The sequence below is a fragment of the Amycolatopsis roodepoortensis genome (assembly GCF_024628825.1).
GTDB classification, from domain to species: Bacteria; Actinomycetota; Actinomycetes; order Mycobacteriales; family Pseudonocardiaceae; genus Amycolatopsis; species Amycolatopsis roodepoortensis.
Window position 1 is genome coordinate 7,554,002 of the sequence record NZ_CP102415.1, and the last position, 21,399, is coordinate 7,575,400.

The following is a 21,399-nucleotide window of genomic DNA, read 5'->3' on the forward strand; positions in this document are numbered from 1 at the left end:
TGATGTCGAAAGAGACGTCCCTGCACGGAGTCCACAAAGGACTGGGTGCGCTGTTCACCGATTTCGCGGGCTGGTCGATGCCGATCCGCTATTCCAGCGAGCTGGCGGAGCACAAGGCGGTCCGCGAGGCCGCGGGCCTGTTCGACCTGTCCCACATGGCCGAGATCGAGGTGACCGGCCCGCAGGCGGCCGACACCCTCGACTTCGCGCTGGTCGGCAACCTGTCCGGGGTCAAGCCGGGCCGGGCGCGCTACACGATGATCTGCGACGAGAACGGCGGTGTGCTGGACGACCTGGTCGTCTACCGCCTCGCCGACGAGAAGTTCCTGGTCGTGGCCAACGCGGGCAACGCCGACGTGGTCGCGCAGGCGCTGGCCGAGCGGGTCTCCGGGTTCGACGCGGTCGTCGAGAACAAGTCCGAGGACGTCGCGCTGATCGCCGTCCAGGGCCCGAAGGCCGTCGAGATCCTCGGCGCCGTCACCGACGCCGACCTGGGCGCGCTCAAGTACTACGCGAGCGTCCCGGCCGTCGTGAAGGGGCACGACGTCCTGCTCGCCCGCACCGGGTACACCGGCGAGGACGGCTTCGAGCTGTACGTCCCGGCCGGTGAGGCTCCCGCCGTCTGGCGCATCCTGACCGACGCCGGCGAGCCGCACGGCCTGCTCCCGGCCGGCCTGGCCTGCCGCGACACGCTGCGTCTCGAAGCCGGAATGCCGTTGTACGGCAACGAACTCAGCCTCCAGCTGAGCCCGTTCGAGGCCGGCCTCGGCCGCGTGGTCAAGTTCGAGAAGCCGGGCGACTTCGTCGGCAAGGCCGCGCTCGAAGAGCTGTCCAAGAAGGACGTTCCCCGCGTGCGTGTCGGGCTCAAGGGCTCCGGCCGCCGCGCGCCGCGGCACGGCTACACCGTCCTGGCGGGTGACACCGAGATCGGTGAAGTCACCAGTGGTGCCCTTTCGCCGACGCTGGGTTACCCGATCGCCATGGCCTATGTGGACCGGGAGCACTCCGAGCCCGGCACCGAGCTTTCCGTCGACATCCGGGGCCGTATCGAGCCCGTCGAGGTCGTCGCCCTGCCCTTCTACTCCCGCGCCTGAAAGGCCCCTTTTCGATCATGAGCATCCCCCAGGACCTGAAGTACACGAAGGAACACGAGTGGCTGAACGTCGCCGACGGCGTCGCCACCGTGGGCATCACCGCCTTCGCCGCCGAGTCGCTCGGTGACATCGTGTTCGTCCAGCTCCCCTCGGTCGGCGACACCGTCACCGCGGGCGAGGTGTTCGGCGAGGTCGAGTCGACCAAGTCGGTCAGCGAGCTGTACGCACCGGTGGACGGCGAGGTCGTCGAGGTGAACGAGGCCACAACGGACACCCCCGAGCTCATCAACTCGGACCCGTACGCCGAAGGATGGCTCCTGAAGGTGCGTCTGTCCGGCGACGTGCCCGCCCTGCTCGACGCCCAGGCGTACGCCGTCCTGACCCAGGAGAACTGAGATGTTCAACGCTGCCCTGTCCGAAGTGGACCCCGAGGTCGCCACCGCCGTCGCGGCCGAACTCGACCGGCAGCAGTCGACCCTGGAGATGATCGCCTCGGAGAACTTCGCCCCGGTGGGCGTGCTCGAGGCGCAGGGTTCGGTGCTGACCAACAAGTACGCCGAGGGCTACCCCGGCCGCCGCTACTACGGCGGCTGCGAGCACGTCGACGTCATCGAGCAGCTGGCGATCGACCGCGCGAAGGCCCTGTTCGGCGCCGAGCACGCCAACGTCCAGCCGCATTCGGGCGCGCAGGCCAACGCCGCCGCCATGGTCGCGGTGCTCAACCCCGGCGACACCATCCTCGGTCTCGACCTCGCGCACGGCGGGCACCTGACCCACGGGATGAAGATCAACTTCTCGGGCAAGCTCTACAACGTCGTCGCCTACCACGTCGACAAGGAGACCGGGATCGTCGACGTCGAGGAGATCGAGCGCCTCGCCAAGGAGCACAAGCCGAAGCTGATCATCGCCGGCTGGTCGGCGTACCCGCGTCAGCTCGACTTCGCCGAGTTCCGCCGCATCGCCGACGAGGTCGGCGCGAAGGTCATGGTCGACATGGCGCACTTCGCCGGTCTCGTCGCCGCGGGCCTGCACCCGAGCCCGGTGCCGTACGCCGACATCGTCACCACGACCACGCACAAGACCCTCGGCGGTCCGCGCGGCGGCATCATCCTGTGCCGTCAGGAACTCGCCAAGAAGATCAACTCGGCGGTGTTCCCCGGCCAGCAGGGTGGTCCGCTGGAGCACGTCATCGCCGCCAAGGCCGTCGCGCTCAAGATCGCCGCGAGCGAGGAGTTCCGCGAGCGCCAGCAGCGCGTGCTCGAGGGCGCGAAGATCCTGGCCGACCGCCTTTCGCGCACGGACTGCAGCGAGGCCGGCGTCCGCGTGCTGACCGGCGGCACCGACGTGCACCTGGTGCTCGTCGATCTGGTCAACTCCACTTTGGACGGTCAGCAGGCCGAGGACCGGCTGCACTCGGTCGGTATCACGGTCAACCGCAACGCCGTCCCGTTCGACCCGCGTCCGCCGATGGTCACCTCCGGCCTGCGGATCGGCACCCCGGCGCTGGCGACCCGCGGCTTCGGCGCCGAGGACTTCGCCGAGGTGGCCGACGTCATCGCCGAGGCGCTGCGCCCGGACTTCGACGAGGCCCTGCGCCAGTCGCTGTCCGCCCGGGTCGAGCTGCTGGCCAAGAAGCACCCGCTGTACGCGGACCTCAACCGATGAGCGCGCTCCCCGAGGGGCGCAAACTTCTCCGGCTCGAGGTCCGCAACGCGCAGACCCCGATCGAGAAGAAGCCGTCGTGGATCAAGACCCGGGCCCGCATGGGTCCGGAGTTCACGGAGCTCAAGGGACTGGTCAAGCGTGAGGGCCTCCACACCGTCTGCGAAGAAGCCGGGTGTCCCAACATCTACGAGTGCTGGGAAGACCGTGAGGCGACGTTCCTGATCGGTGGGGACCAGTGCACGCGGCGTTGCGACTTCTGCCAGATCGACACGGGTAAGCCGGCGGCGCTGGACCGGACCGAGCCGCGGAAGGTGGCGGAGTCGGTGCAGGCCATGGGTTTGCGCTACTCGACGGTGACCGGTGTCGCGCGTGACGACCTGGAGGACGGCGGTGCGTGGCTGTACGCGGAGACCGTGCGGCAGATCCACGCGTTGAACCCGGGTACCGGTGTCGAGCTGCTGATCCCGGATTTCAACGCGGATCCGGACCAGCTGGCCGAGGTGTTCGGTTCGCGGCCGGAGGTGCTGGCGCACAACGTGGAGACGGTGCCGCGGATCTTCAAGCGGATCCGGCCTGGTTTCCGGTACGCGCGGTCGCTGGAGGTCATCACGAAGGCTCGTGAGGCGGGTCTGGTGACGAAGTCGAACCTGATCCTGGGCATGGGCGAGACGCCGGAGGAGGTCGCGCCCGCGATGAAGGACCTGGTCGACGCGGGCTGCGAGATCCTGACGATCACCCAGTACCTGCGGCCGTCGCCGAGGCATCATCCGGTGGATCGGTGGGTCAAGCCGGAGGAGTTCGTCGAGCATTCGAACGCCGCCGAGGCGATGGGCTTCGCTGGTGTGATGGCCGGGCCGCTCGTACGCTCGTCGTATCGGGCCGGTCGGCTGTTCGCGCAGACGAAGGCCCACCGCGGCGAAGAGCTGTCGGAGAACTTGGCCCATCTCGCCGCCGAAGGGCCCGCGGCCCAAGAAGCCAGCTCACTGCTGGCCAGATAGGAAGGAGGGCAGATCAATGGCGATCAGCGTCTTCGACCTGTTTTCGATCGGTATCGGCCCTTCCAGCTCCCATACGGTGGGCCCGATGCGCGCCGCACTGACCTTTGTGGACGGTCTGGCCGCCGACGGCGACCTGACGGCCACGACGCGGGTCCAGAGCGAGCTTTTCGGCTCGCTGGGCGCCACCGGGTTCGGGCACGGCAGCGACAAGGCCGTGCTGCTCGGGCTGTCGGGGGAGCGTCCGGAGGAGATCGACACCGACACGGTGCCCGGCAAGATCGCGGAGATCCGCGAATCCTGCCGATTGAAGGTGCGTGGTGAGCACGAGATCGTGTTCACCGAGGACACCGACCTGACCATGCACCGGCGGAAGTCGTTGCCGGCGCATCCGAACGGGATGATCTTCCGCGCGTTCGACGCCGACGGGAAGGTGCTGCGCGAGCGCACCTACTACTCCGTCGGCGGCGGGTTCGTGCGGGACGAGTCCTACGAGACCGACACTGTCGTCGTCGAGGACTCGACCCGGCTGGAGTTCCCGTTCCGCACCGGCGCGGATCTGCTGAAGCACTGCGAGGACACCGGGCTGCCGATCAGCGAGATCATGCTGCGCAACGAGCTTTCGTGGCGCACGCGTGAGGAAGTCCGCGAAGGGCTGCTGGAGATCTGGCAGGTCATGGCGGAATGCGTGCGCAACGGCTGCGAGCACGAGGGCGTCCTGCCGGGCGGGCTGAAGGTGCCGCGCCGTGCGAAGGCGTTGCACGAGAAGCTGCTCGCCGAGGACGGCGTCGGCGACCCGCTGTACGCGATGGACTGGGTGAGTCTGTACGCGCTGGCGGTCAACGAGGAGAACGCCGCGGGCGGCCGCGTCGTCACCGCGCCGACCAACGGCGCCGCGGGGATCATCCCGGCCGTTCTGCACTACTACCAGCGGTTCATCCGGGGTTCGTCGGACGACGGCATCGTGACGTTCATGCTGACCGCGGGCGCGATCGGCTCGATCCTCAAGCAGACGGGCTCGATCTCGGGCGCCGAGGTCGGCTGCCAGGGCGAGGTCGGTTCGGCCAGCGCCATGGCCGCCGCTGGGCTGACCGAGGTCCTCGGTGGTTCACCCGCGCAGGTGGAGAACGCCGCCGAGATCGGCGTCGAGCACCACCTGGGGCTGACCTGCGACCCGGTCGGCGGGCTGGTGCAGATCCCGTGCATCGAGCGCAACGCCGTCGGCGCGTCGAAGGCGATCCACGCCGCGCGGATGGCGATGCGCGGCGACGGTTCGCACGTCGTGACGCTGGACAAGGCGATCAAGACCATGCGCGAGACCGGCGCCGACATGAGTGTGAAGTACAAGGAAACCGCACGCGGCGGCCTCGCCGTGAACGTCATCGAGTGCTGACGCCCGCGTTCAGTCCTCTGGATGCGGTAGTTGCATACGCAAGTACCGCATCCAGAGGACGAATTGCGGGCCGCCTAAACTCGAAGGGTGGAGTCGAGCACGGTCGCGAACGCGGGTGACGCGCTGTTCCGCCCGGTGCGCGCGGGCAACGCCTTCGAGGAGACCGTCGAAAGGCTGCTCCAGGCGATCCGGCTGGGTGTGGTCGGCGCTGGTGAGCGGCTGCCTTCGGAACGCGAGCTCGCCGAGCGGCTCGGGGTCAGCCGGGTGACGCTGCGCGAGGCCATCCGCGCGCTGTCCGACGCGGGTTACGTCGAGTCGCGGCGCGGGCGGTACGGCGGCACGTTCGTCAACGACGTCCTGCCCGACCCGCCCGCCACCGAAGGGCGGAAGGTCGACAACGCCACCCTGGAGGACACGCTCGGCCTGCGGCACGTCCTGGAGACCGGCGCCGCCGAGATGGCGGCGTCGCGGTCCCTCACCCCGGCCGACCGCCAGCATCTGACCAGCACGCTCGCCGAGGCGGCGGCGGCCGACGTCGGCGACTACCGGCGCAAGGATTCGCGGCTGCACCTGGCGATCGCCGAGGTCACCGCGTCCGGCTCGCTGACCACGGCGATGGCCGACGCGCGGATGCGGGTCAACCAGCTGCTCGACATGATCCCGCTGCTCGAACCGAATCTGGAGCACTCCAACGCCCAGCACGAGGCCATCGTCGACGCGATCCTCGCCGGGGATTCGGAGGCGGCCCGGCGGGCGATGACGGAGCACGTCGAGGGGACGGCTTCGCTCCTTCGGGCCTTCCTCGCCTGACCGCGTTTCGTCCTCTGAATGCGGGAGGGGGTTGGGCGCGATTCGGTGATTTTCCCACAACCTTTTCACTCGTTCGGGCGTCTAACCTGGCGTGGAGAACCCGGATGAGGCAGACGCACCCGAGTCGCAGACCACGGCCACCCCTGAGCCGAAAGGGAAGAAGCGCAGGTGGCGGCGGATCGCCGCCTGGACGCTCGGCCTGCTCGTCGGCATCCCCGTCGTCGCGTTCGGGCTCGCGTACGTCCTGCTCGACGTCCGCAGCCCGCAAGAGGTCCTCGCCGACCTCGACAAGACCGTGGTCCTGCAGAACGCCGACGGTTCCGAACTGCTCAAGGTGGTCCCGCCCGGCGGCGACCGGCTGTTCGTGCCGTACGACGCCGTCCCCGCGAAACTGCGCGACGCGATCGTCGCGACCGAGGACCCGACCTTCTGGGACAACGAGGGCTTCGACCTCACCGGGCTCGGCCGCGCGCTGGTGACCGGCGTCGGCGGCGGTTCGGGGATCACCCAGCAGTACATCAAGAAATCCACCGGCAACGAGGACGCCACCCTCACCCGCAAGTTCTCCGAGCTGGTGCTCGCCACGAAGATCACCCAGCAGCAGACCAAGAAGGAGATCTTCGAAAGCTACGTCAACATCATCTCGTTCGGCCGCGGCACCTACGGCCCGGCGTCGGCGATGAACGCCTACTTCGGCCGCAAGCTGGACGACTCGATGACCTGGAGCGAGGCGGCGTTCCTCGCGGGCATGATCCAGTCGCCTTCGGTGCACGACCCGTACGCCTCCAGCCATGAGCACGCGATGAAGCGCTGGTCCTACGTGATGAACAAGCTGGTCGCGCGCGGTTACGTCAGCCAGGCCGAAGCGGTCACCATGACCTACCCGGAGGACGCGATCCAGGCGCCGTCGGAGACCCGGGCCGGTCGCGTGACCTACGAGCAGTACCACATCAAGCAGCAGGTCCTCGCGGAACTGGAACAGGTCGGCTATCCGCTCGACCGGCTCCGCAGCGGCGCGATGAAGGTCGAGACGACCATCGATCCGCGAGCGCAGGCCGAAGCCGAGAAGGCGGTCAAGGAACGCTTGAAGGGACAACCGGAGCACTTCCGCGCGTCGCTGGTCGCCGTCGAACCCGGGACCGGCGCCATCCGCGCCTACAACGGCGGTGGCTGGAGCGTGCACGACTACGCCGGTACCCCGTACGGCACCGGCTCCGCCTTCCAGCCGTTCATCCTCGCCGCCGGTCTCGAACGGGGAGTGAACGTGGACGAGCCGCTCAAGGCGCCCGCGGAGGTCGACTTCCTCGGCGAAACCTTCAAATTCGAGGACCAGTGCGGTGAAGCCGGGAAGTGCACGTTGCGCGAGGCGATGGGGCGGGGCGCCCGGGGCCCGTTCGTCGACCTGGCGAAGAAACTGGGCGCGGAAGCGGTCCGCGAAAGCGCCCGCGCGGCCGGGATCCCCGAGACCGTCGACGGCGCGGTGACACTGCGGGAGAAGGACGGATTCCTGATCAGCCCCGGGATCGCGGTCGGCCGGTATCCCCTGCGCCCCAGCGACATGGCCGGTGCCTACGCGACCTTCGCCGCCGACGGTATGCGCGCCACCCCGCATCTGGTGTCGAAGATCCGGGACGAGAACGGCGAGATCGTGTGGGAACGGCCGTCGGACAGGGCGCCCGCGTTCAAGGACGACGAGGCGCTGAGCCGCCGGATCGCGAGCGAAATGAGCCAGGTGCTGGCCACCGGCCTGAAGGACCGCCCGGCGGCGCTGAAGACCGGCGACTTCCAGTTCGACGAGACGGACGACAACGCCGGCGGCTGGGCGGTCGGGTACACGCCGCAGCTCGCGACGGCGGTCTGGGTCGGCTCCGACGAGCCGCGCCGGATGCGGGACGCCGCCGGGGAGAAACTGACCGGGCGGACGATCCCGGCCGACGTCTGGCAGCGCTTCATGAACGGTGTGCACCAGGGGATGCCGGTGCGGTGGCCGGAGGGCTCGGGTCCGCGGCCGGTCACGACGGCGCCGCGGTGAGGCCTGTTCGTGGTGTCGCGAAAGCCACTTTCGGGACACCAGACGTCGCGAAAGTGGCTTTCGCGACACGGTCACCGGGGGCACGGCGCCGGACCGGGCCACGCCGACGTTGCGAAAGCCACTTTCGCAACCTTCAACGTTGCGAAAGTGGCTTTCGCAACACCCGGCCGGACCGCGACGACCCGGCCGAGGGAGCCGTCAGGGCTTCACCAGCACGACGGTGAGCCCGTCGTAGCCCTTGCTGCCCACCGTCTGGACGGCCGTCGCGTCGACGCGGGGTTCGGCGGCGATCATCTCGTGCAGCCGCCTGATCCCTTGGACGTTCGGGTCTTCGCTGGCGGCGTCGGTCACCGCGCCACCGCGGACGACGTTGTCGACCACGATCACGCCGCCGGGCCGGACCAGCTTCAGCGACGCCTCGAAGTACGCCGGGTTGTTGACCTTGTCGGCGTCGATGAAGGCCAGATCGATCGGGCCCTCGACCGAGGGCAGCAGGTCCAGCGCCTTGCCGACGCGGACGTCGACCAGCCCGCCGAGCCCGGCCGCTTCGATGTTGGCGCGCGCGACCTCGGCGTGCTTCGGGTCGTATTCGAGGGTGACGAGCCTGCCCTGCGGCGGCAGGGCGCGGGCGAGCCAGATCGTGCTGTACCCGCCGAGCGTGCCGATCTCCAGGATGGACCGGGCGCCGATCATCCTCGCCATCAGGTTGAGCAGTTTGCCCTGGTTCGGCGCGACGGCGATCGACGGCAGCCCGGCCCGATCCGACGCCTCACGCGCGCCTTCGAGGGCGGGATCGGACGGGATGAGCACCCCGGACAGATAATCGTCCACTTCGGACCACAGTTGCTGTGACATGGCACCTCCGCCGCCAACCTACTCCGGGATGATCACGCGGCGCGGCGCCCGGCCTTCGGGATCACCAGCGGGGTCCCGGTTTCGGGGCACGGCATCACCCGGCAGGGCAGCTCGAAGATCTTCTCGACGTTGGCCGCGGTCACGACCTCTTCGGGCGAGCCCGTCGCCAGGACCTCTCCGCCGCGCATCGCGATCATGTGCGTCGCGTAGCGGGCGGCGTGGTTGAGGTCGTGCAGCACCGCCACCAGCGTCCGGCCCTGTTCCTGGTGCAGTTGCGCGCACAGGTCGAGGATGTCCATCTGGTGGGCGATGTCCAGGTACGTCGTCGGCTCGTCGAGCAGCAGGAGATCGGTCTCCTGCGCGAGCGCCATCGCCATCCACACGCGCTGCCGCTGGCCGCCCGACAGTTCGTCGACCAGCCGCTCGGCGAGGTCGTCGACCCCGGTGGCGCGCATGGACTCGGCGACCACGGTGGCGTCCTCACGGGACCACTGGCGCAGCAGGCGCTGGTGCGGGTACCGGCCACGCGCGACGAGGTCCGCGACGGTGATGCCGTCGGGCGCGATCGAGCTCTGCGGGAGCAGGCCGAGCCGCCGGGCGACCTCCTTGGCGGGGAAGGAGCTGATCACCTGCCCGTCGAGGAACACCGACCCCTGGCGGGGTTTGAGCATCCGCGCGAGCGCGCGCAGCAGGGTCGTCTTGCCGCAGGCGTTCGGGCCGACGATGACGGTGAACGACCGGTCGGGGATGACCACCCCGAGGTCTTCGGCCACGGTCCGGCCGTCGTAGGCGAGCGTCAGCGCGTCCGCGTGCAGGCGGGACGTCGTGCTCTGCTCGGTGAGGGTTTCCACGGTCTCCACGCAGGTTAGGCTAACCTAGGAGTCCGCCGTTGTGGTGTTCCGTAGGTCGCAGTCGGCTCACGACGTTCGTCGATGGCATCATCCCCAGTGCAATCGCGTGAATGCACTCGGTGCGATCGAAGGACGGCATGGAGGACTACCGGATAGTCGCGGACGAGATCTCCGCCGACGTCGAGGCCGGAAGGCTCCGGCCAGGCGACCGGCTGCCCCCGCAGCGGCGGTTCGCCCGCGAACGCGGGATCGCGAACTCGACCGCCGCCAGGGTCTACGGCGAACTCGTCCGGAGAGGTGTCGTGGTCGGCGAGGTCGGCCGGGGCACGTTCGTCCGCGCCGCGAAGCCGCCGCTGGAGACCGCGCTCGCCGAACCCGGTGGCGCGACGGTCGACCTCGAGCTCAACTTCGCCGTCCTTCCGGAGCAGTCGGCGCTGGTCGGGAAGGCGCTGGAGCCGCTGCTGCGTGAAGACGTCCTGACAGCGGCGCTGCGGCCGGGAAGCGTCTCGGGCTCGAAGCAGGCACGTGACGCCGTCGCCGGGCTGCTCGCGAAGGACGGCTGGACGCCGGAGATCCTCTTCGCCGGGAGCGGGCGCCAGGCCATCGCGGCCGCCATCGCCGCCTTCGTGCCGATGGGGGAGCGCCTCGCCGTCGAAGCCATCACCTATCCCGTGGTCAAGGCACTCGCCGGACGGCTCGGTGTCCAGTTGGTGCCCATCGAGACCGACGACAGGGGTCTCGTTCCCGAGGCGCTCGAAGCCGCGTCCGTGCGCGCGCTGTACGTCCAGCCGACGCTGCACAATCCGCTCGGGTCCACAATGGACGAAGCGCGGCGCGCCGAGCTGGCGGAAACCGTGCGGCGGATGGACATCCCGGTGATCGAGGACGGTATCTACACCTTCCTCCGGCCCGAGGTCCGCCCGTTCGCGGCGTACGCTCCGGAGCGCACCGTGTTCGTCGACAGCATGTCGAAACGGCTCGCCCCGGGGCTGACCACCGGCTTCCTCGCCGTCCCGGCGGAATGGCGGGAACGGCTGGCCGCGGCCGTGCGCTCGGGCGGCTGGGTCGCGCCCCGGCTCGCCGTCGAAGCCGCCACCCGGTGGATCACCGGCGGGACGCTGGAAACCGTCGAGCGGGCGAAACGGCTCGACGCCGCGGAACGCCAGCGGGTGACGGCGGCGCGGCTGGCCGGGTTCGCCCTGCACGCCGATCCGCAGGCGTATCACTGCTGGTGGGAGCTCCCCGAACACTGGCGCGCCGAGACCTTCGTCGCCGCGGCCGCGCGGCGCGGGATCGCGGTCACCCCGGCGGCCGCGTTCGCCGTCGTCCCCGGTCACGCCCCGAACGCGGTGCGCCTCGCCGTCTCGTCGCCGCCGCTCGAAACGCTCGCGGCAGCCTTGGACGTCCTCGCCGGTCTGGCTTCCGGCCGCCCCGAGGACGCCGGCGTCGACTGACCCCCGCATTCAGAGGACTAAACGCGTCAGGGGCGGGGCGCCCACTTGCCGACGAAGCTGCCGCAGGTGACGGTCTGCCCGGTGAGCCGCGACCGCAGCGCGTTCTCCAGGCCGAGGTAGTCGAAGATCGGCGCGTCCCCGGCGACCTCGGCGGGCACCGGCCCGCCTTTGGCCAGCGCGGGCATGCTGACGGTCTGGAACAGCACCAGGTAATCGCCTTCGCGGTTGAGGACGTCGGCCGTCGAGAGCATGCGCTCCGGAGCATCGGCGACGATCTCCAGCGGCAGCGGCCATTCCAGCGGGAACGGGTTGCGCAGGCCGAAGGCGGGATACGCGAACGGGTTGTCCGGCAGGACGGCCGTGCGCCCGGCGGGGAATCGCATGACGCAGTCCTGGATCTGGGAGATGTAGGTGAAGGTGCCCGGATTCGTCCGGATCCCGCGCATCGAGGGCGTCACCTCGCCGAGGTCACCGGTCAGCTTCTCGTGCGCCATGTCGAGGTACGCGGCTTCGTCGTGGTGCGCGACCACGGCCCAGCCCGACGCCAGCACCGCGACCAGGCCCATCGCCGTGGCACCCGCCAGCCCGAGCCGGCGGGACGGCTCCGGCAGCGGCGGCAGCGCGTCCGCCAGCAGCAGGATCGCCGTCAGCGCCAGTGTTCCGGTGAACAGCGTCGGTGTGTCGTTCCCCCAGGACAGGCTGGTCATGAAGCCGGTCGCGAAGACGAGCGCGCCCATCCGCGAGAACCGCCGCGTCGCCGCCCAGTTCACCAGCAGCGCGACACCGAGGATCCACCAGAGGACGTCCGCCCAGCGCGACGCGCCGGTGAAATGCCCGTCGACGACGGTGCCGACCACCACCGCCACGCCTGCCAGGAGCAGCAGCCGCGCGAGGACCGCCCCGGCGCGGCCCGCGCGCTCGCGGAAGATCCCCAGCAGGGCCAGGAACACCCCGGCGATCGCGAAGAAGGTCAAGCCCCGTACCGGCGGCCGCAGCAGCGACGCGGGGTTTTCCAGCCACAGCCCGAGAAGCCGCTCGCCGTACGCGGGCAGGCCGCCGGTGAGCTGCTCGGCCATCGCGCCCAGCCCGCCGTCGAGGGCGACGATTCCGATGTAGACCACCAGGAAGGCGCCCAGCGCCAGCAGATCCCAGGCCAGCCGGGCCCACCAGCGGCCGGTGCGGAACGCGCCTTCCCGTAGTGACGGGTGCAGCAGCAGCCAGCACAGCGCGATCAGCGGTACCGGCGCGAAACTCTGTTTGACGAACACCGCGGTGCCCAGCAGCACCAGGCCGAGCCGCCGCGGCCACGCCTTGCCGTTGCGCAGCCCCGAATCCAGTGCCCAGGCACCGCAGGCGGTCAGGAAGATCCCGTCGATCGTGTGCCAGGCCATCAGCGGGAAGGCGTTGAGGTTCAGCAGCGACGCGGCCGCCGTCAGCCCGGTGAGCCCCGGGCCCCAGTCGCGGACGCGGCGCCGGGTGACCAGCACGGCGAACGCGATGGTCGCCAGGATGATCTCCAGCATGCTGAGCACGCTGGAGACGAAGAACAGCGGCCCCGGCAGCGCGAAGTCGACGATGTGCAGGTACGCCGAACCCAGTGGCCGCGCGGAGATGATGTCGGAATGCGGGACTTCGCCGTGCAGCACCCGCCACGCCTGGGCGAGGATGAAGCCCTGGTCCGAAGGGTGGAAACCGAAGCGCCCCACCCGGAGTTCGGTGGCGACGGCGAGCGCGAGCACCCAGACCGCGTGGAGGGACAGCCTCAGCACTGTCCTGGACGGACGTACCGCTGACCTCCCAGCCGCGTCCGGTCCGGTCGACAGCGGGGGACTGGCGACGTCCACACTGCCCCTTCCCGGTCGTCCTGCCTCGGCCCGTGCCCGCCGACCCCCCGGCGTATCGGAAACCGATGGTAGCGGCCGGGGGCGTCCCCCGATCGAGCCCCGGCGGCGGGACGTCAGTGTCTATAGGTGAACCCGCGTCCGCGATCGACGTCGACAGGGCGCGACCTGGTCTTCCTGGTCGCGAAGGTGGTTAAGGGCGCCCTGCCACCGCGACAGCGGGGCCTTCGGCCGGGCGGGTTCACGCGTATGGTCACTTTCCGGGGAAAACCTCAGCTCCGCCCACAGGCTCTCAGGGACGGCGGCGCCAGACCAGCCGGGTGACCGCGCCCGCCACCGACGCGAGCGGAGCCTTCCGGGGCAGGCCACGGGATTCCGGCGCGGACTCGGGCATGGCGCGGTAGACGAGATGGGCGAAGAACCGTGCCGTCTTCGGTGCGACGAGCGTCACGAGTTCGGCGGCGGTTCCTTCGGGCAGGTTCAGGATCTCGGGTCGTTTCTCCAGTGCCTTCACCACCAGTGCGGCGGCGCGTTCGGGGGAGCTCGACGGCATGCCGCGATACGAACCGGTCGGCGCGATCATGTCGGTGCGCACCAGCGGCATCCGGACCGAGGTGAAGGTGACGCCGTCGGAAAGCGTTTCCCGGCCGGCGGTCAGCCCGAACTCCTCCAGCGCGGCCTTCGAGGCCAGGTAAGCGGAAAACCGCGGGGTGTCCGTTTGCAGTCCTTGGGTGGTCACGTTGACGACGTGCCCGAATCCGCGCGCGGTCATCGACGGCAGCAGGCCCAGCGTCAGCCGCACGGGGCCGAAGTAGTTGATCGCCATCGTCCGCTCGTAGTCGTGGAACCGTTCGGTGGACAGCGAAAGCGACCGCCGGATCGAGCGGCCCGCGTTGTTGACCAGCATGTCGACGGCGCCGTGCGCGGCGAGCACGTCCTTGACCAGCGCGTCGACGGCACCGCCGTCGGTGAGGTCGCACGGATACGCCGACGCCTTCCCGCCCGCCGCGACGATCTGCTCGCGGACCTGTTCGAGTTCGTCGGCGCGCCTGGCCACGAGGATCACTTCGCCGCCCTTCGCGGCGACGGCGAGCGCGGACGCGCGACCGATACCCGAGGAAGCGCCGGTGATCAGCACCTTCCGGCCTTCGAGGGGTTCCGGCCCCGGACGGCGGCGGCCGCGGTCGGGATCCAGGTGCTCCAGCCAGTACCGGTAGAGCGGACCGGCGTACTCCTTCAACGGCGGCAAGGTGATCCCGCTGCCTTCGAGCGCGGCCGTCGTCGCGCTCGTGTCGAAGTCGACCTCCATGCTCAGATGCGGCAGCACTTCGAGCGGGATGCCGAGTTCCGCGAGCACCGCCGCCCGGGCCGAACGCCCGCCAGGGACCCGGTCGAATCCGGCGGCCGCGGATTTCGCCAGCCGGGTTCCGGCGCGCTTCAGCGCTCCGGACGGTCCGGGAGGAAGGACCGCGGAGATCTTCGGCCCGCCCGCGGCCCGGGCGAAGGCGTTGTAGACCTCGTGAAGCGGTTGCGGCCGGGGTGACGCCAGGTGGTACGTGCTCCCGCTGGGCGCGTCGGCGTGCATGAGGTGTTCCATCGCCTCGACGACGTAGTCGACCGGAACGAGGTTCGTGGCGCCGAGATCCGGGGCGGCCAGCGGGAGACGGCGGGGCAGCGCGGCGAGCCGCGAGATCGCGGGCAGGAAGTAGTACGGACCGTCGATCTTGTCCATCTCGCCGGTGCGCGAATCACCGGCCACGGCGGACGGCCGGTACACCCGGAACGGCGTTTTCCCGTGCTGCCGCACGAGTTTCTCCGCCTCGAACTTCGTCGCGTGGTACGGCGAAGCGAAACTCTGGCCGAGGTCGAAGTCGGCCTCGGTGAACCGCCCGGCGTACTGCCCGGCGACCGCGATCGACGAGACGTGGTGGAAGAGCCCGGCCTTCGCGGCGGCGGCGAACTCCAGGACGTTGCGGGTGCCGTCGACATTGGCCGCGCGGTTCGCCGCTTCGTCCGCGGTGAGGTCGTAGATCGCGCCGAGATGCACGACGTGGTCAAGGGGTTCCAGGCGGGCGGGATCGATGCCCAGCAGGGGTTCGGTCAGATCGCCGGTGACGGGAACGAGCTTCTCGTGGCTCGGGAGCTTCCCGCGTGAGGTCTCCCTCACGAGAACGTGGACGGCTACGGTCTCAGGTCGCCGTAGTAGGCGCGCGACCAGGCGTTTTCCCAGAAAACCCGTCGCGCCCGTCACGAAGTAGGTGGTCATGGCCGGCTCCTTCCGAACGGGGCCGACTCTACCTACTCAGAAGTAGGAACGGTAGTTGTCATTCATGGTGGTCCGGATGCTCGGCCACCGCGACCACGGCGTCGCGGAGCGCGGCGCGCAGGCGCCCCACGTCCAGCGGCCCGAGCACGGCGGCCTCTCCGGGCGGCGCCACGAGCACGATCTTGTCGCTGCTCACGAACACCGTCACGTCCCTGCGCCTGCCCGCGAGATCCCGGCAGCCGACCGACCATTCGTCCCGGGGTGCCAACGTCCTCATCCTCCCGTATCCCATGATCTCCCTTTCTCGTCCGAGGCTGGGACGAGGCGCTTTCGGGGCCGTGACGCGAGTTACCCGACATTCCTACTGATGGGTTAACCGATCCTTCATATCGTGATCGACTTCCGTTCTCGCTAGGCCGGAAGTGGAGGAACGGGAGTAGCGTCCGGGGGAGGCACTGCTTGGGAGGTCATGGATGTCCGAACCCAGGAAGATCGTCATCGTCGGAGCCGGTCTCGCCGGAGCGACGGCGGCCGGGACGCTGCGGGAACGCGGTTACGCGGGAGAGATCCTGCTACTCGGCACCGACACCCATCGCCCGTACGAATTACCGGCGTTGTCCAAAGGGCTTTTGCTTGGCAACACCGATGAACCCGACTGGGTGCACGACGAGGGTTTCTACGCGGAGAAGGACATCGCGTTCTCCAGCGGCGCGACCGCGACCAAGATCGAGCTCGGCGCCCGCCTCGTGCACGACGACGCGGGCGGTGAACACCGTTTCGACCGGCTCGTGCTCGCGACCGGCTCACGACCGCGCTCACTGCCGGTGCCCGGCGGGGATCTGCCGGGACTGCGGACCCTGCGCACCCTCGACGACGCGCTGGCGCTGCGTTCGGCGTTCAAGGACGCCAGGCGGGTGGTGATCGTCGGCGCGGGCTGGATCGGGACCGAGGCCGCGGCGGCCGCCAGGGAACACGGCGCCGAAGTGACCGTGGTCGACCAGGTCGGCTCACCGCTGCTCGCGGTGCTGGGCGAGCAGGTGTCCGGGGTTTTCAAGGGCCTGCACACCGAGCACGGCGTGAACTGGCGGCTGGGTGAAGGCGTCGCCGGCTTCACCGGCGGCCCGGACGGGGTGACGGGCGTCCGCCTGAAGAGTGGTGACGAGCTTCCCGCGGACGTCGTACTCGTGGCCGTCGGCGCCGCGCCCCGGGTCGACCTCGCGCACGCCGCCGGGCTGGAACTGTCCGACGACGGCGGTGTCTGCGCCGACGCCGGCCTGCGGACCGCGGCGCCCGACGTCTACGCCATCGGCGACATCGCCGCGCATTTCCATCCCCGCTACGGAAAGCGTGTCCGCGTCGAGCACTGGTCGAACGCGAAATGGCAGGGCGAGCACGTCGCCGGGAACCTGCTGGGCGAGAACGAGCCGTATCTGCGGAGCCCGTATTTCTTCTCGGACCAGTACGACCTCGGCTGCGAATACCGGGGGCTCGCCGATCCCGAACGTGACGAGCTCGTGGTGCGGGGCGACCTCGCGTCGCGCGACTTCACGGCGTTCTGGCTGCGGGACGGGCAGGTGGCCGCCGCGATGAACGTCAACCAGTGGGATGACGGGGACGCCTTGAAGGCCCTGGTCGAGGGACGCGCGACGGTGACCGCGGAGCAGCTGAGGACCGCTGACCTCAACGGACTCGTGAGTGGTTAGGACGGTTCTAACCGTCCTGACCACTCACGAGCCCCTACGCCCGCGCGACCGCCATGGCCCCTGTGGCGGACCGCGTCATGGTCCCGAAGGCCAGCAGCGCGAGCACGCCGAAGGCCGCCATCACGATCCCCATCGGGACCGCGGTGCCCGGACCGCCCAGCCCGACCAGCGGCGTCGCCAGCCCGCCGACGACGAACTGCAGCACGCCGAGCAGCGCCGAGGCCGAACCGGCGGACCGCGCCTGTTCGGCGAGCGCGAGCGAGCTCGCGTTCGGCGCGACCATGCCGATACTGGACACCAGGACGAACAGCGGGATCAGCAGCCCGATCAGGCCGAGGTCCAGCACCGTCGCGGCCAGGACGCCGAATCCGGCGATCGCCGCGATGACGAGACCGACGGTCAGCAGCGTCCGCTCCGGGAAGCGGCCGACGATGCGCCCGTTCAGCTGGCCGACGGCCACGATGCCGATGCCGTTGAGCCCGAAGACCAGGCTGTACGCCTGCGGGCTGAGCCCGTAGACGCCTTGCAGCGCGAAGGACGAGCCGGAGATGTAGGCGAACAGGCTCCCGAACATCAGCCCGGAGGCCAGCGCGTAGCCGAGGAAGCCGCGGTCGCGGAGCAGGCTCGCGTACTTCCGCAGCACCGAGCTGAACCGCGCGGGGGTGCGGCGTGCCTCGGGCAGGGGTTCCGGCAGCAGGAAGAAGACGACGGCGAGCAGGATCGCGCCGAACACGGTCAGGCAGACGAACACGCCGCGCCACGAGGTCCAGTTCAGGATCTGGCCGCCGATGATCGGCGCCAGGATCGGGGCGAGCCCGTTGACCAGCATGAGCAGCGAGAAGAACTTCGTCATCGCGGTGCCGGAGTAGAGGTCGCGCACGGTCGCCCTGGCGATCACGATGCCGGCCGCGGCACCGAAGGCTTGGACGCCGCGTGCGGCGATGAGCAGTTCGGCGGTCGGGGCGACGGCGCACAGGATCGAGCCGATCATGTAGAGCGCGAGGCCAGCCACGAGTGGTTTGCGGCGGCCGATCGCGTCGGACAGCGGTCCGAGGATCAGCTGGCCGATGGCGAGCCCGATGATGAACGCGCTCAGCGTGAGCTGGACGGTCGCGTCCGCCGCGCGCAGTTCGCCCGCCATCTGCGGCAGCGCGGGCAGGTACATGTCGATGGACAGGGGCCCGAAGGCGGACAGGCCGCCGAGGATCAGGACGAACCGGGCGCGGCCGGTCGTGACGGGCCGCGCGACGGGTTCTTCCACTCGCTCGGGCGCGATGGTCATGCTCGTTCCTTCCCCAGTCATGGTTCCGCGAGGAACAACTTGCTTAGAGTAGGTAACTATTCCCGCTGTGAGTCTCGCCACCCGGACTTCGCAAGACTGATCCGATCAATTTTCGGCGGAAATCCGAACGGCCCCTAGATCTCGGCGAAGGTCGTCGGGTATACATCGGATGTCTGTTCGTTGCTGTGGGAGCCGTTGATTGTTGGCGGTTCGGCTTGAAGGGAAGATCCGTGCAGCTGTTGCGACTCGGGGAGCCGGGAAGTGAGCGTCCGTTCGTACGTGCCGGGGACGGCACGCTGCGCGACCTCTCGGCGCTGACCGCCGACATCGATGGCGGCTTCTTCGCGAGCGACGGCGTCGCCAGGGTCGCCGCCGCGCTGGCCGCCGGTGAGCTGCCCGAAGCCGGTCCCGAAGCCGCGCGGGCCAGGGTGGGCGCGCCGATCGCGCGGCCCGGCAAGGTCGTCTGCATCGGCCTCAACTACCGGCAGCACGCCGAGGAGTCCGGCGCCGAGGTCCCGGCCGAGCCCGTCGTGTTCATGAAGGCCCCCGACGTCGTGGTCGGACCGCAGGACGACGTGCTCGTGCCGCGCGGTTCGACGAAGACCGACTGGGAGGTCGAGCTCGGCGTCGTCATCGGCAAGACCGCGCGCTACCTCGAAAGCGCCGAAGAAGCCTTGCAGTACGTCGCCGGCTACACCGTCTCGAACGACGTGTCCGAGCGCGAGTTCCAGCTCGAACGCGGCGGCACCTGGGACAAGGGCAAGTCGTGCGAGAACTTCAACCCGCTCGGCCCGTGGCTGGTCACCGCCGACGAGGTGCCCGACCCGCAGGACCTCGGCCTGCGGTTGTGGGTCAACGGCGAGAAGAAGCAGGACTCCTCGACCAAGGACATGATCTTTTCGGTCGCCGAGATCGTGCACTACGTGAGCCAGTACATGGTGCTGCGCCCCGGAGACCTCATCAACACCGGCACTCCGCAGGGCGTCGCCCTCGGGCAGCCCGATCCCAAGCCGTATCTGCGCGAAGGTGACGTCATCGAGCTCGAAATCGACGGCCTCGGCCGTCAGCGCCAGAACGTCAGGCAGGCGTGATGGCGAAGATCGTGGGTATGGAGGTGCTCGACGTCCGGTTCCCCACCTCGCGGGAGCTCGACGGTTCGGACGCCATGAACCCGGACCCGGACTACTCGGCCGCGTACGTCGTGCTGCACACCGATGGCGGTCCGGACGGTTACGGGCTCGCCTTCACCATCGGCCGCGGCAACGACGTCCAGGCCGCGGCGATCCGCGCGCTGGAATCGCACGTCGTCGGCAGGGACGTGCCGACCGACGCGGCCGCGCTCGGCGACCTGTCGCGGGCGTTGGTCGGCGACTCGCAACTGCGGTGGCTCGGCCCCGAAAAGGGTGTCGCGCATATGGCGATCGGCGCGGTCGTCAACGCCGCGTGGGATCTCGCCGCACGGATCGCCGGACTCCCGGTCTGGCGCTTCGCCGCCGGGATGTCGCCGGAGGAGCTGGTCTCCCTCGTCGACTTCCGCTACCTGACCGACGCGCTGACCGAGCAGGAGGCGCTCGACATCCTCCGTGCCGCCGAGCCGGGCCGCGCCGGGCGGATCGCCCGGATCGAGCGTGACGGCTACCGCGCGTACAGCACTTCTCCCGGCTGGCTCGGCTACTCGGACGCGAAACTGATCCGGCTCGCCGAACAGGCGGTGGCGGACGGCTTCGAGATGATCAAGCTGAAGGTCGGCGGGAATCTGGAGGACGACGTCCGCCGGATGAAACTCGCCCGCGAGACTGTCGGCCCGGACATCCGGGTCGCCGTCGATGCGAACCAGCGCTGGGACGTCTCGACCGCGATCACCTGGATGACCGCGCTGGCGCCGTACGACCCGTACTGGATCGAGGAACCCACCTCGCCGGACGACGTGCTCGGGCACGCCGCGATCGCCAAGGCGCTCGCCCCGATCCGCGTGGCCACCGGCGAGCACGTCCAGAACCGCGTGGTGTTCAAGCAGTTGCTGCAGGCGGGCGCGATCTCGGTACTGCAGCTGGACGCCGCCAGGGTCGGCGGGTTCAACGAGAACCTGGCGATCCTGTTGCTGGCGGCCAAGTTCGGGATCCCGGTGTGCCCGCACGCCGGCGGCGTCGGGCTGTGCGAACTCGTCCGGCACCTGTCGATGTTCGACTTCGTGGCGGTGTCCGGTTCCGACACCGACCGGTCCATCGAATGGGTCGACCATCTCCACGAGCACTTCACCGATCCGGCCGCCGTCGTCGACGGCCGCTACGTCGCCCCGTCCGCGCCGGGTTTCTCGGCCCGGATGCACGACGCGACACTGCGCCGGTTCACCTTCCCCGACGGTCCGGAATGGACGGAGACAAGCAAGTGAGTGAGTTCGAAGGCCTCGTCGCGGCGGTCACTGGAGGCGCGTCGGGAATCGGCCGGGCCACCGCGGACCTGCTCGCCTCCCGCGGGGCGAAGGTCGCGGTCCTCGACCTGAATCCCGGCGACCTTCCCGAAGGCCTCGCCGGATTCCGTTGCGACGTCGGCTCCGACAAGGAGGTCCGGTCGGCGATCGACGCGGTCGTGGACCGGTTCGGCAGGCTCGACGTCCTGGTCAACAACGCGGGCATCGGCGCGCAGGGCGACGTCACCGCCAACGGCGACGACGAATGGCACCGCGTGCTCGACATCAACGTCGTCGGCATGGTGCGGCTGGCGCGGGCGGCGTTGCCGCATCTGAAGAACTCGCCGTCGGCCGCGATCGTCAACACCTGCTCGATCGCCGCGTGGGCGGGCCTGCCCAACCGCGCGCTGTACTCGGCCAGCAAGGGCGCGGTGCTCTCGCTGACCCTGGCGATGGCGACCGACCACCTCGCCGACCGGATCCGGGTCAACTGCGTCTGCCCCGGCACCGCGGACACCCCGTGGGTCGGCAGGCTGCTCGACGCGGCGGGCGATCCGGAGGCCGAACGCGCCGCGCTCGCCGCCCGTCAGCCCATGGGCAGGCTGGTCACCGCGGACGAGGTCGCCAACGCGGTCGTGTACCTCGCCAGCCCGCTGTCGGCTTCGACCACCGGCACGGCGCTCGCTGTCGACGGAGGTATGTACGGGCTGCGTCCGCGCGGCCCGGTCCAGCAGTAGTTTTCGCTGTC

18 protein-coding genes are annotated in these 21,399 nt (G+C 69.8%); 12 read left to right on the forward strand and 6 right to left on the reverse strand.

What is annotated here, in order from left to right:
* The first annotated feature begins 2 nt into the window (after positions 1 to 2).
* The 7 genes from gcvT (at position 3) to NQK81_RS36400 (ending at position 7,989) form a co-directional block, all read left to right on the forward strand.
* A complete protein-coding gene (gene gcvT, locus NQK81_RS36370) occupies positions 3 to 1,094 on the forward strand; it encodes a glycine cleavage system aminomethyltransferase GcvT (protein WP_257485091.1) in 1,092 nt (363 codons plus the stop codon).
* Positions 1,095 to 1,111: 17 nt separating this feature from the next.
* Positions 1,112 to 1,489, forward strand: coding sequence for a glycine cleavage system protein GcvH (gcvH, locus tag NQK81_RS36375; RefSeq protein ID WP_016336369.1), 378 nt, complete (start codon positions 1,112 to 1,114; stop codon positions 1,487 to 1,489).
* A 1-nt stretch (position 1,490) separates the two neighbouring features.
* Positions 1,491 to 2,759, forward strand: a complete 1,269-nt coding sequence (gene glyA, locus NQK81_RS36380; protein ID WP_126733529.1) for a serine hydroxymethyltransferase — start codon at positions 1,491 to 1,493, stop codon at positions 2,757 to 2,759.
* A complete protein-coding gene (gene lipA / locus NQK81_RS36385) occupies positions 2,756 to 3,757 on the forward strand; it encodes a lipoyl synthase (RefSeq protein ID WP_257485092.1) in 1,002 nt (333 codons plus the stop codon). Before glyA ends, lipA begins: the two co-directional genes overlap by 4 nt.
* A gap of 16 nt (positions 3,758 to 3,773) precedes the next feature.
* A complete protein-coding gene (locus NQK81_RS36390) occupies positions 3,774 to 5,147 on the forward strand; it encodes an L-serine ammonia-lyase (protein ID WP_034323423.1) in 1,374 nt (457 codons plus the stop codon).
* Positions 5,148 to 5,234: 87 nt separating this feature from the next.
* Positions 5,235 to 5,957 carry a FadR/GntR family transcriptional regulator gene (locus tag NQK81_RS36395; RefSeq protein ID WP_306856007.1) on the forward strand — a complete coding sequence of 241 codons (723 nt, stop codon included), beginning with the start codon at positions 5,235 to 5,237 and terminating at the stop codon, positions 5,955 to 5,957.
* A 91-nt stretch (positions 5,958 to 6,048) separates the two neighbouring features.
* A complete protein-coding gene (locus NQK81_RS36400) occupies positions 6,049 to 7,989 on the forward strand; it encodes a transglycosylase domain-containing protein (protein WP_257485093.1) in 1,941 nt (646 codons plus the stop codon).
* Positions 7,990 to 8,187: 198 nt separating this feature from the next.
* On the opposite strand, the gene NQK81_RS36405 is transcribed toward NQK81_RS36400, so the two are convergent.
* Entirely contained in the window at positions 8,188 to 8,844 is a 657-nt protein-coding gene (locus NQK81_RS36405) for an O-methyltransferase (RefSeq protein WP_257485094.1), read from the reverse strand.
* Positions 8,845 to 8,876: 32 nt separating this feature from the next.
* Complete coding sequence (locus tag NQK81_RS36410) at positions 8,877 to 9,704, reverse strand: ABC transporter ATP-binding protein (RefSeq protein WP_126733523.1); 828 nt, start codon at positions 9,702 to 9,704, stop codon at positions 8,877 to 8,879.
* A 128-nt stretch (positions 9,705 to 9,832) separates the two neighbouring features.
* Between NQK81_RS36410 and NQK81_RS36415 the strand changes: the two genes are divergently transcribed.
* The gene (locus NQK81_RS36415; RefSeq protein ID WP_257489918.1) at positions 9,833 to 11,149 is read left to right on the forward strand and encodes an aminotransferase-like domain-containing protein; all 1,317 of its coding nucleotides are present in this window, start codon (positions 9,833 to 9,835) and stop codon (positions 11,147 to 11,149) included.
* Between the two features lie 26 nt (positions 11,150 to 11,175).
* On the opposite strand, the gene NQK81_RS36420 is transcribed toward NQK81_RS36415, so the two are convergent.
* The 3 genes from NQK81_RS36420 to NQK81_RS36430 form a co-directional block, all read right to left on the reverse strand.
* Entirely contained in the window at positions 11,176 to 12,993 is a 1,818-nt protein-coding gene (locus NQK81_RS36420) for a hypothetical protein (RefSeq protein WP_306856008.1), read from the reverse strand.
* Positions 12,994 to 13,282: 289 nt separating this feature from the next.
* Complete coding sequence (locus NQK81_RS36425; RefSeq protein ID WP_257485096.1) at positions 13,283 to 15,256, reverse strand: SDR family oxidoreductase; 1,974 nt, start codon at positions 15,254 to 15,256, stop codon at positions 13,283 to 13,285.
* Positions 15,257 to 15,314: 58 nt separating this feature from the next.
* The gene (locus NQK81_RS36430) at positions 15,315 to 15,533 is read right to left on the reverse strand and encodes a hypothetical protein (protein ID WP_126733519.1); all 219 of its coding nucleotides are present in this window, start codon (positions 15,531 to 15,533) and stop codon (positions 15,315 to 15,317) included.
* Between the two features lie 196 nt (positions 15,534 to 15,729).
* On the opposite strand from NQK81_RS36430, the gene NQK81_RS36435 reads away from it, so the two are divergent.
* Positions 15,730 to 16,959, forward strand: a complete 1,230-nt coding sequence (locus NQK81_RS36435; RefSeq protein ID WP_257485097.1) for an NAD(P)/FAD-dependent oxidoreductase — start codon at positions 15,730 to 15,732, stop codon at positions 16,957 to 16,959.
* A 34-nt stretch (positions 16,960 to 16,993) separates the two neighbouring features.
* Here the strand turns inward: NQK81_RS36435 and NQK81_RS36440 are convergent, their stop codons facing one another.
* Positions 16,994 to 18,241 carry a Bcr/CflA family multidrug efflux MFS transporter gene (locus tag NQK81_RS36440; protein ID WP_257485098.1) on the reverse strand — a complete coding sequence of 416 codons (1,248 nt, stop codon included), beginning with the start codon at positions 18,239 to 18,241 and terminating at the stop codon, positions 16,994 to 16,996.
* 230 nt (positions 18,242 to 18,471) lie between these two features.
* Between NQK81_RS36440 and NQK81_RS36445 the strand changes: the two genes are divergently transcribed.
* Genes NQK81_RS36445 through NQK81_RS36455 form a run of 3 tightly spaced genes read left to right on the forward strand, consistent with a single transcriptional unit; the run spans position 18,472 to position 21,388 of the window.
* Positions 18,472 to 19,332 carry a fumarylacetoacetate hydrolase family protein gene (locus NQK81_RS36445; protein ID WP_257485099.1) on the forward strand — a complete coding sequence of 287 codons (861 nt, stop codon included), beginning with the start codon at positions 18,472 to 18,474 and terminating at the stop codon, positions 19,330 to 19,332.
* On the forward strand, positions 19,332 to 20,633 hold the full coding sequence (locus tag NQK81_RS36450; RefSeq protein ID WP_257485100.1) for an enolase C-terminal domain-like protein: 1,302 nt from the start codon (positions 19,332 to 19,334) through the stop codon (positions 20,631 to 20,633). The genes NQK81_RS36445 and NQK81_RS36450 overlap by 1 nt, the downstream gene beginning before the upstream one ends.
* Positions 20,630 to 21,388 (forward strand): SDR family NAD(P)-dependent oxidoreductase, encoded by a 759-nt coding sequence (locus tag NQK81_RS36455; protein WP_257485101.1) that lies wholly within the window; start codon positions 20,630 to 20,632, stop codon positions 21,386 to 21,388. The genes NQK81_RS36450 and NQK81_RS36455 overlap by 4 nt, the downstream gene beginning before the upstream one ends.
* The last annotated feature ends 11 nt before the right edge of the window (positions 21,389 to 21,399 follow it).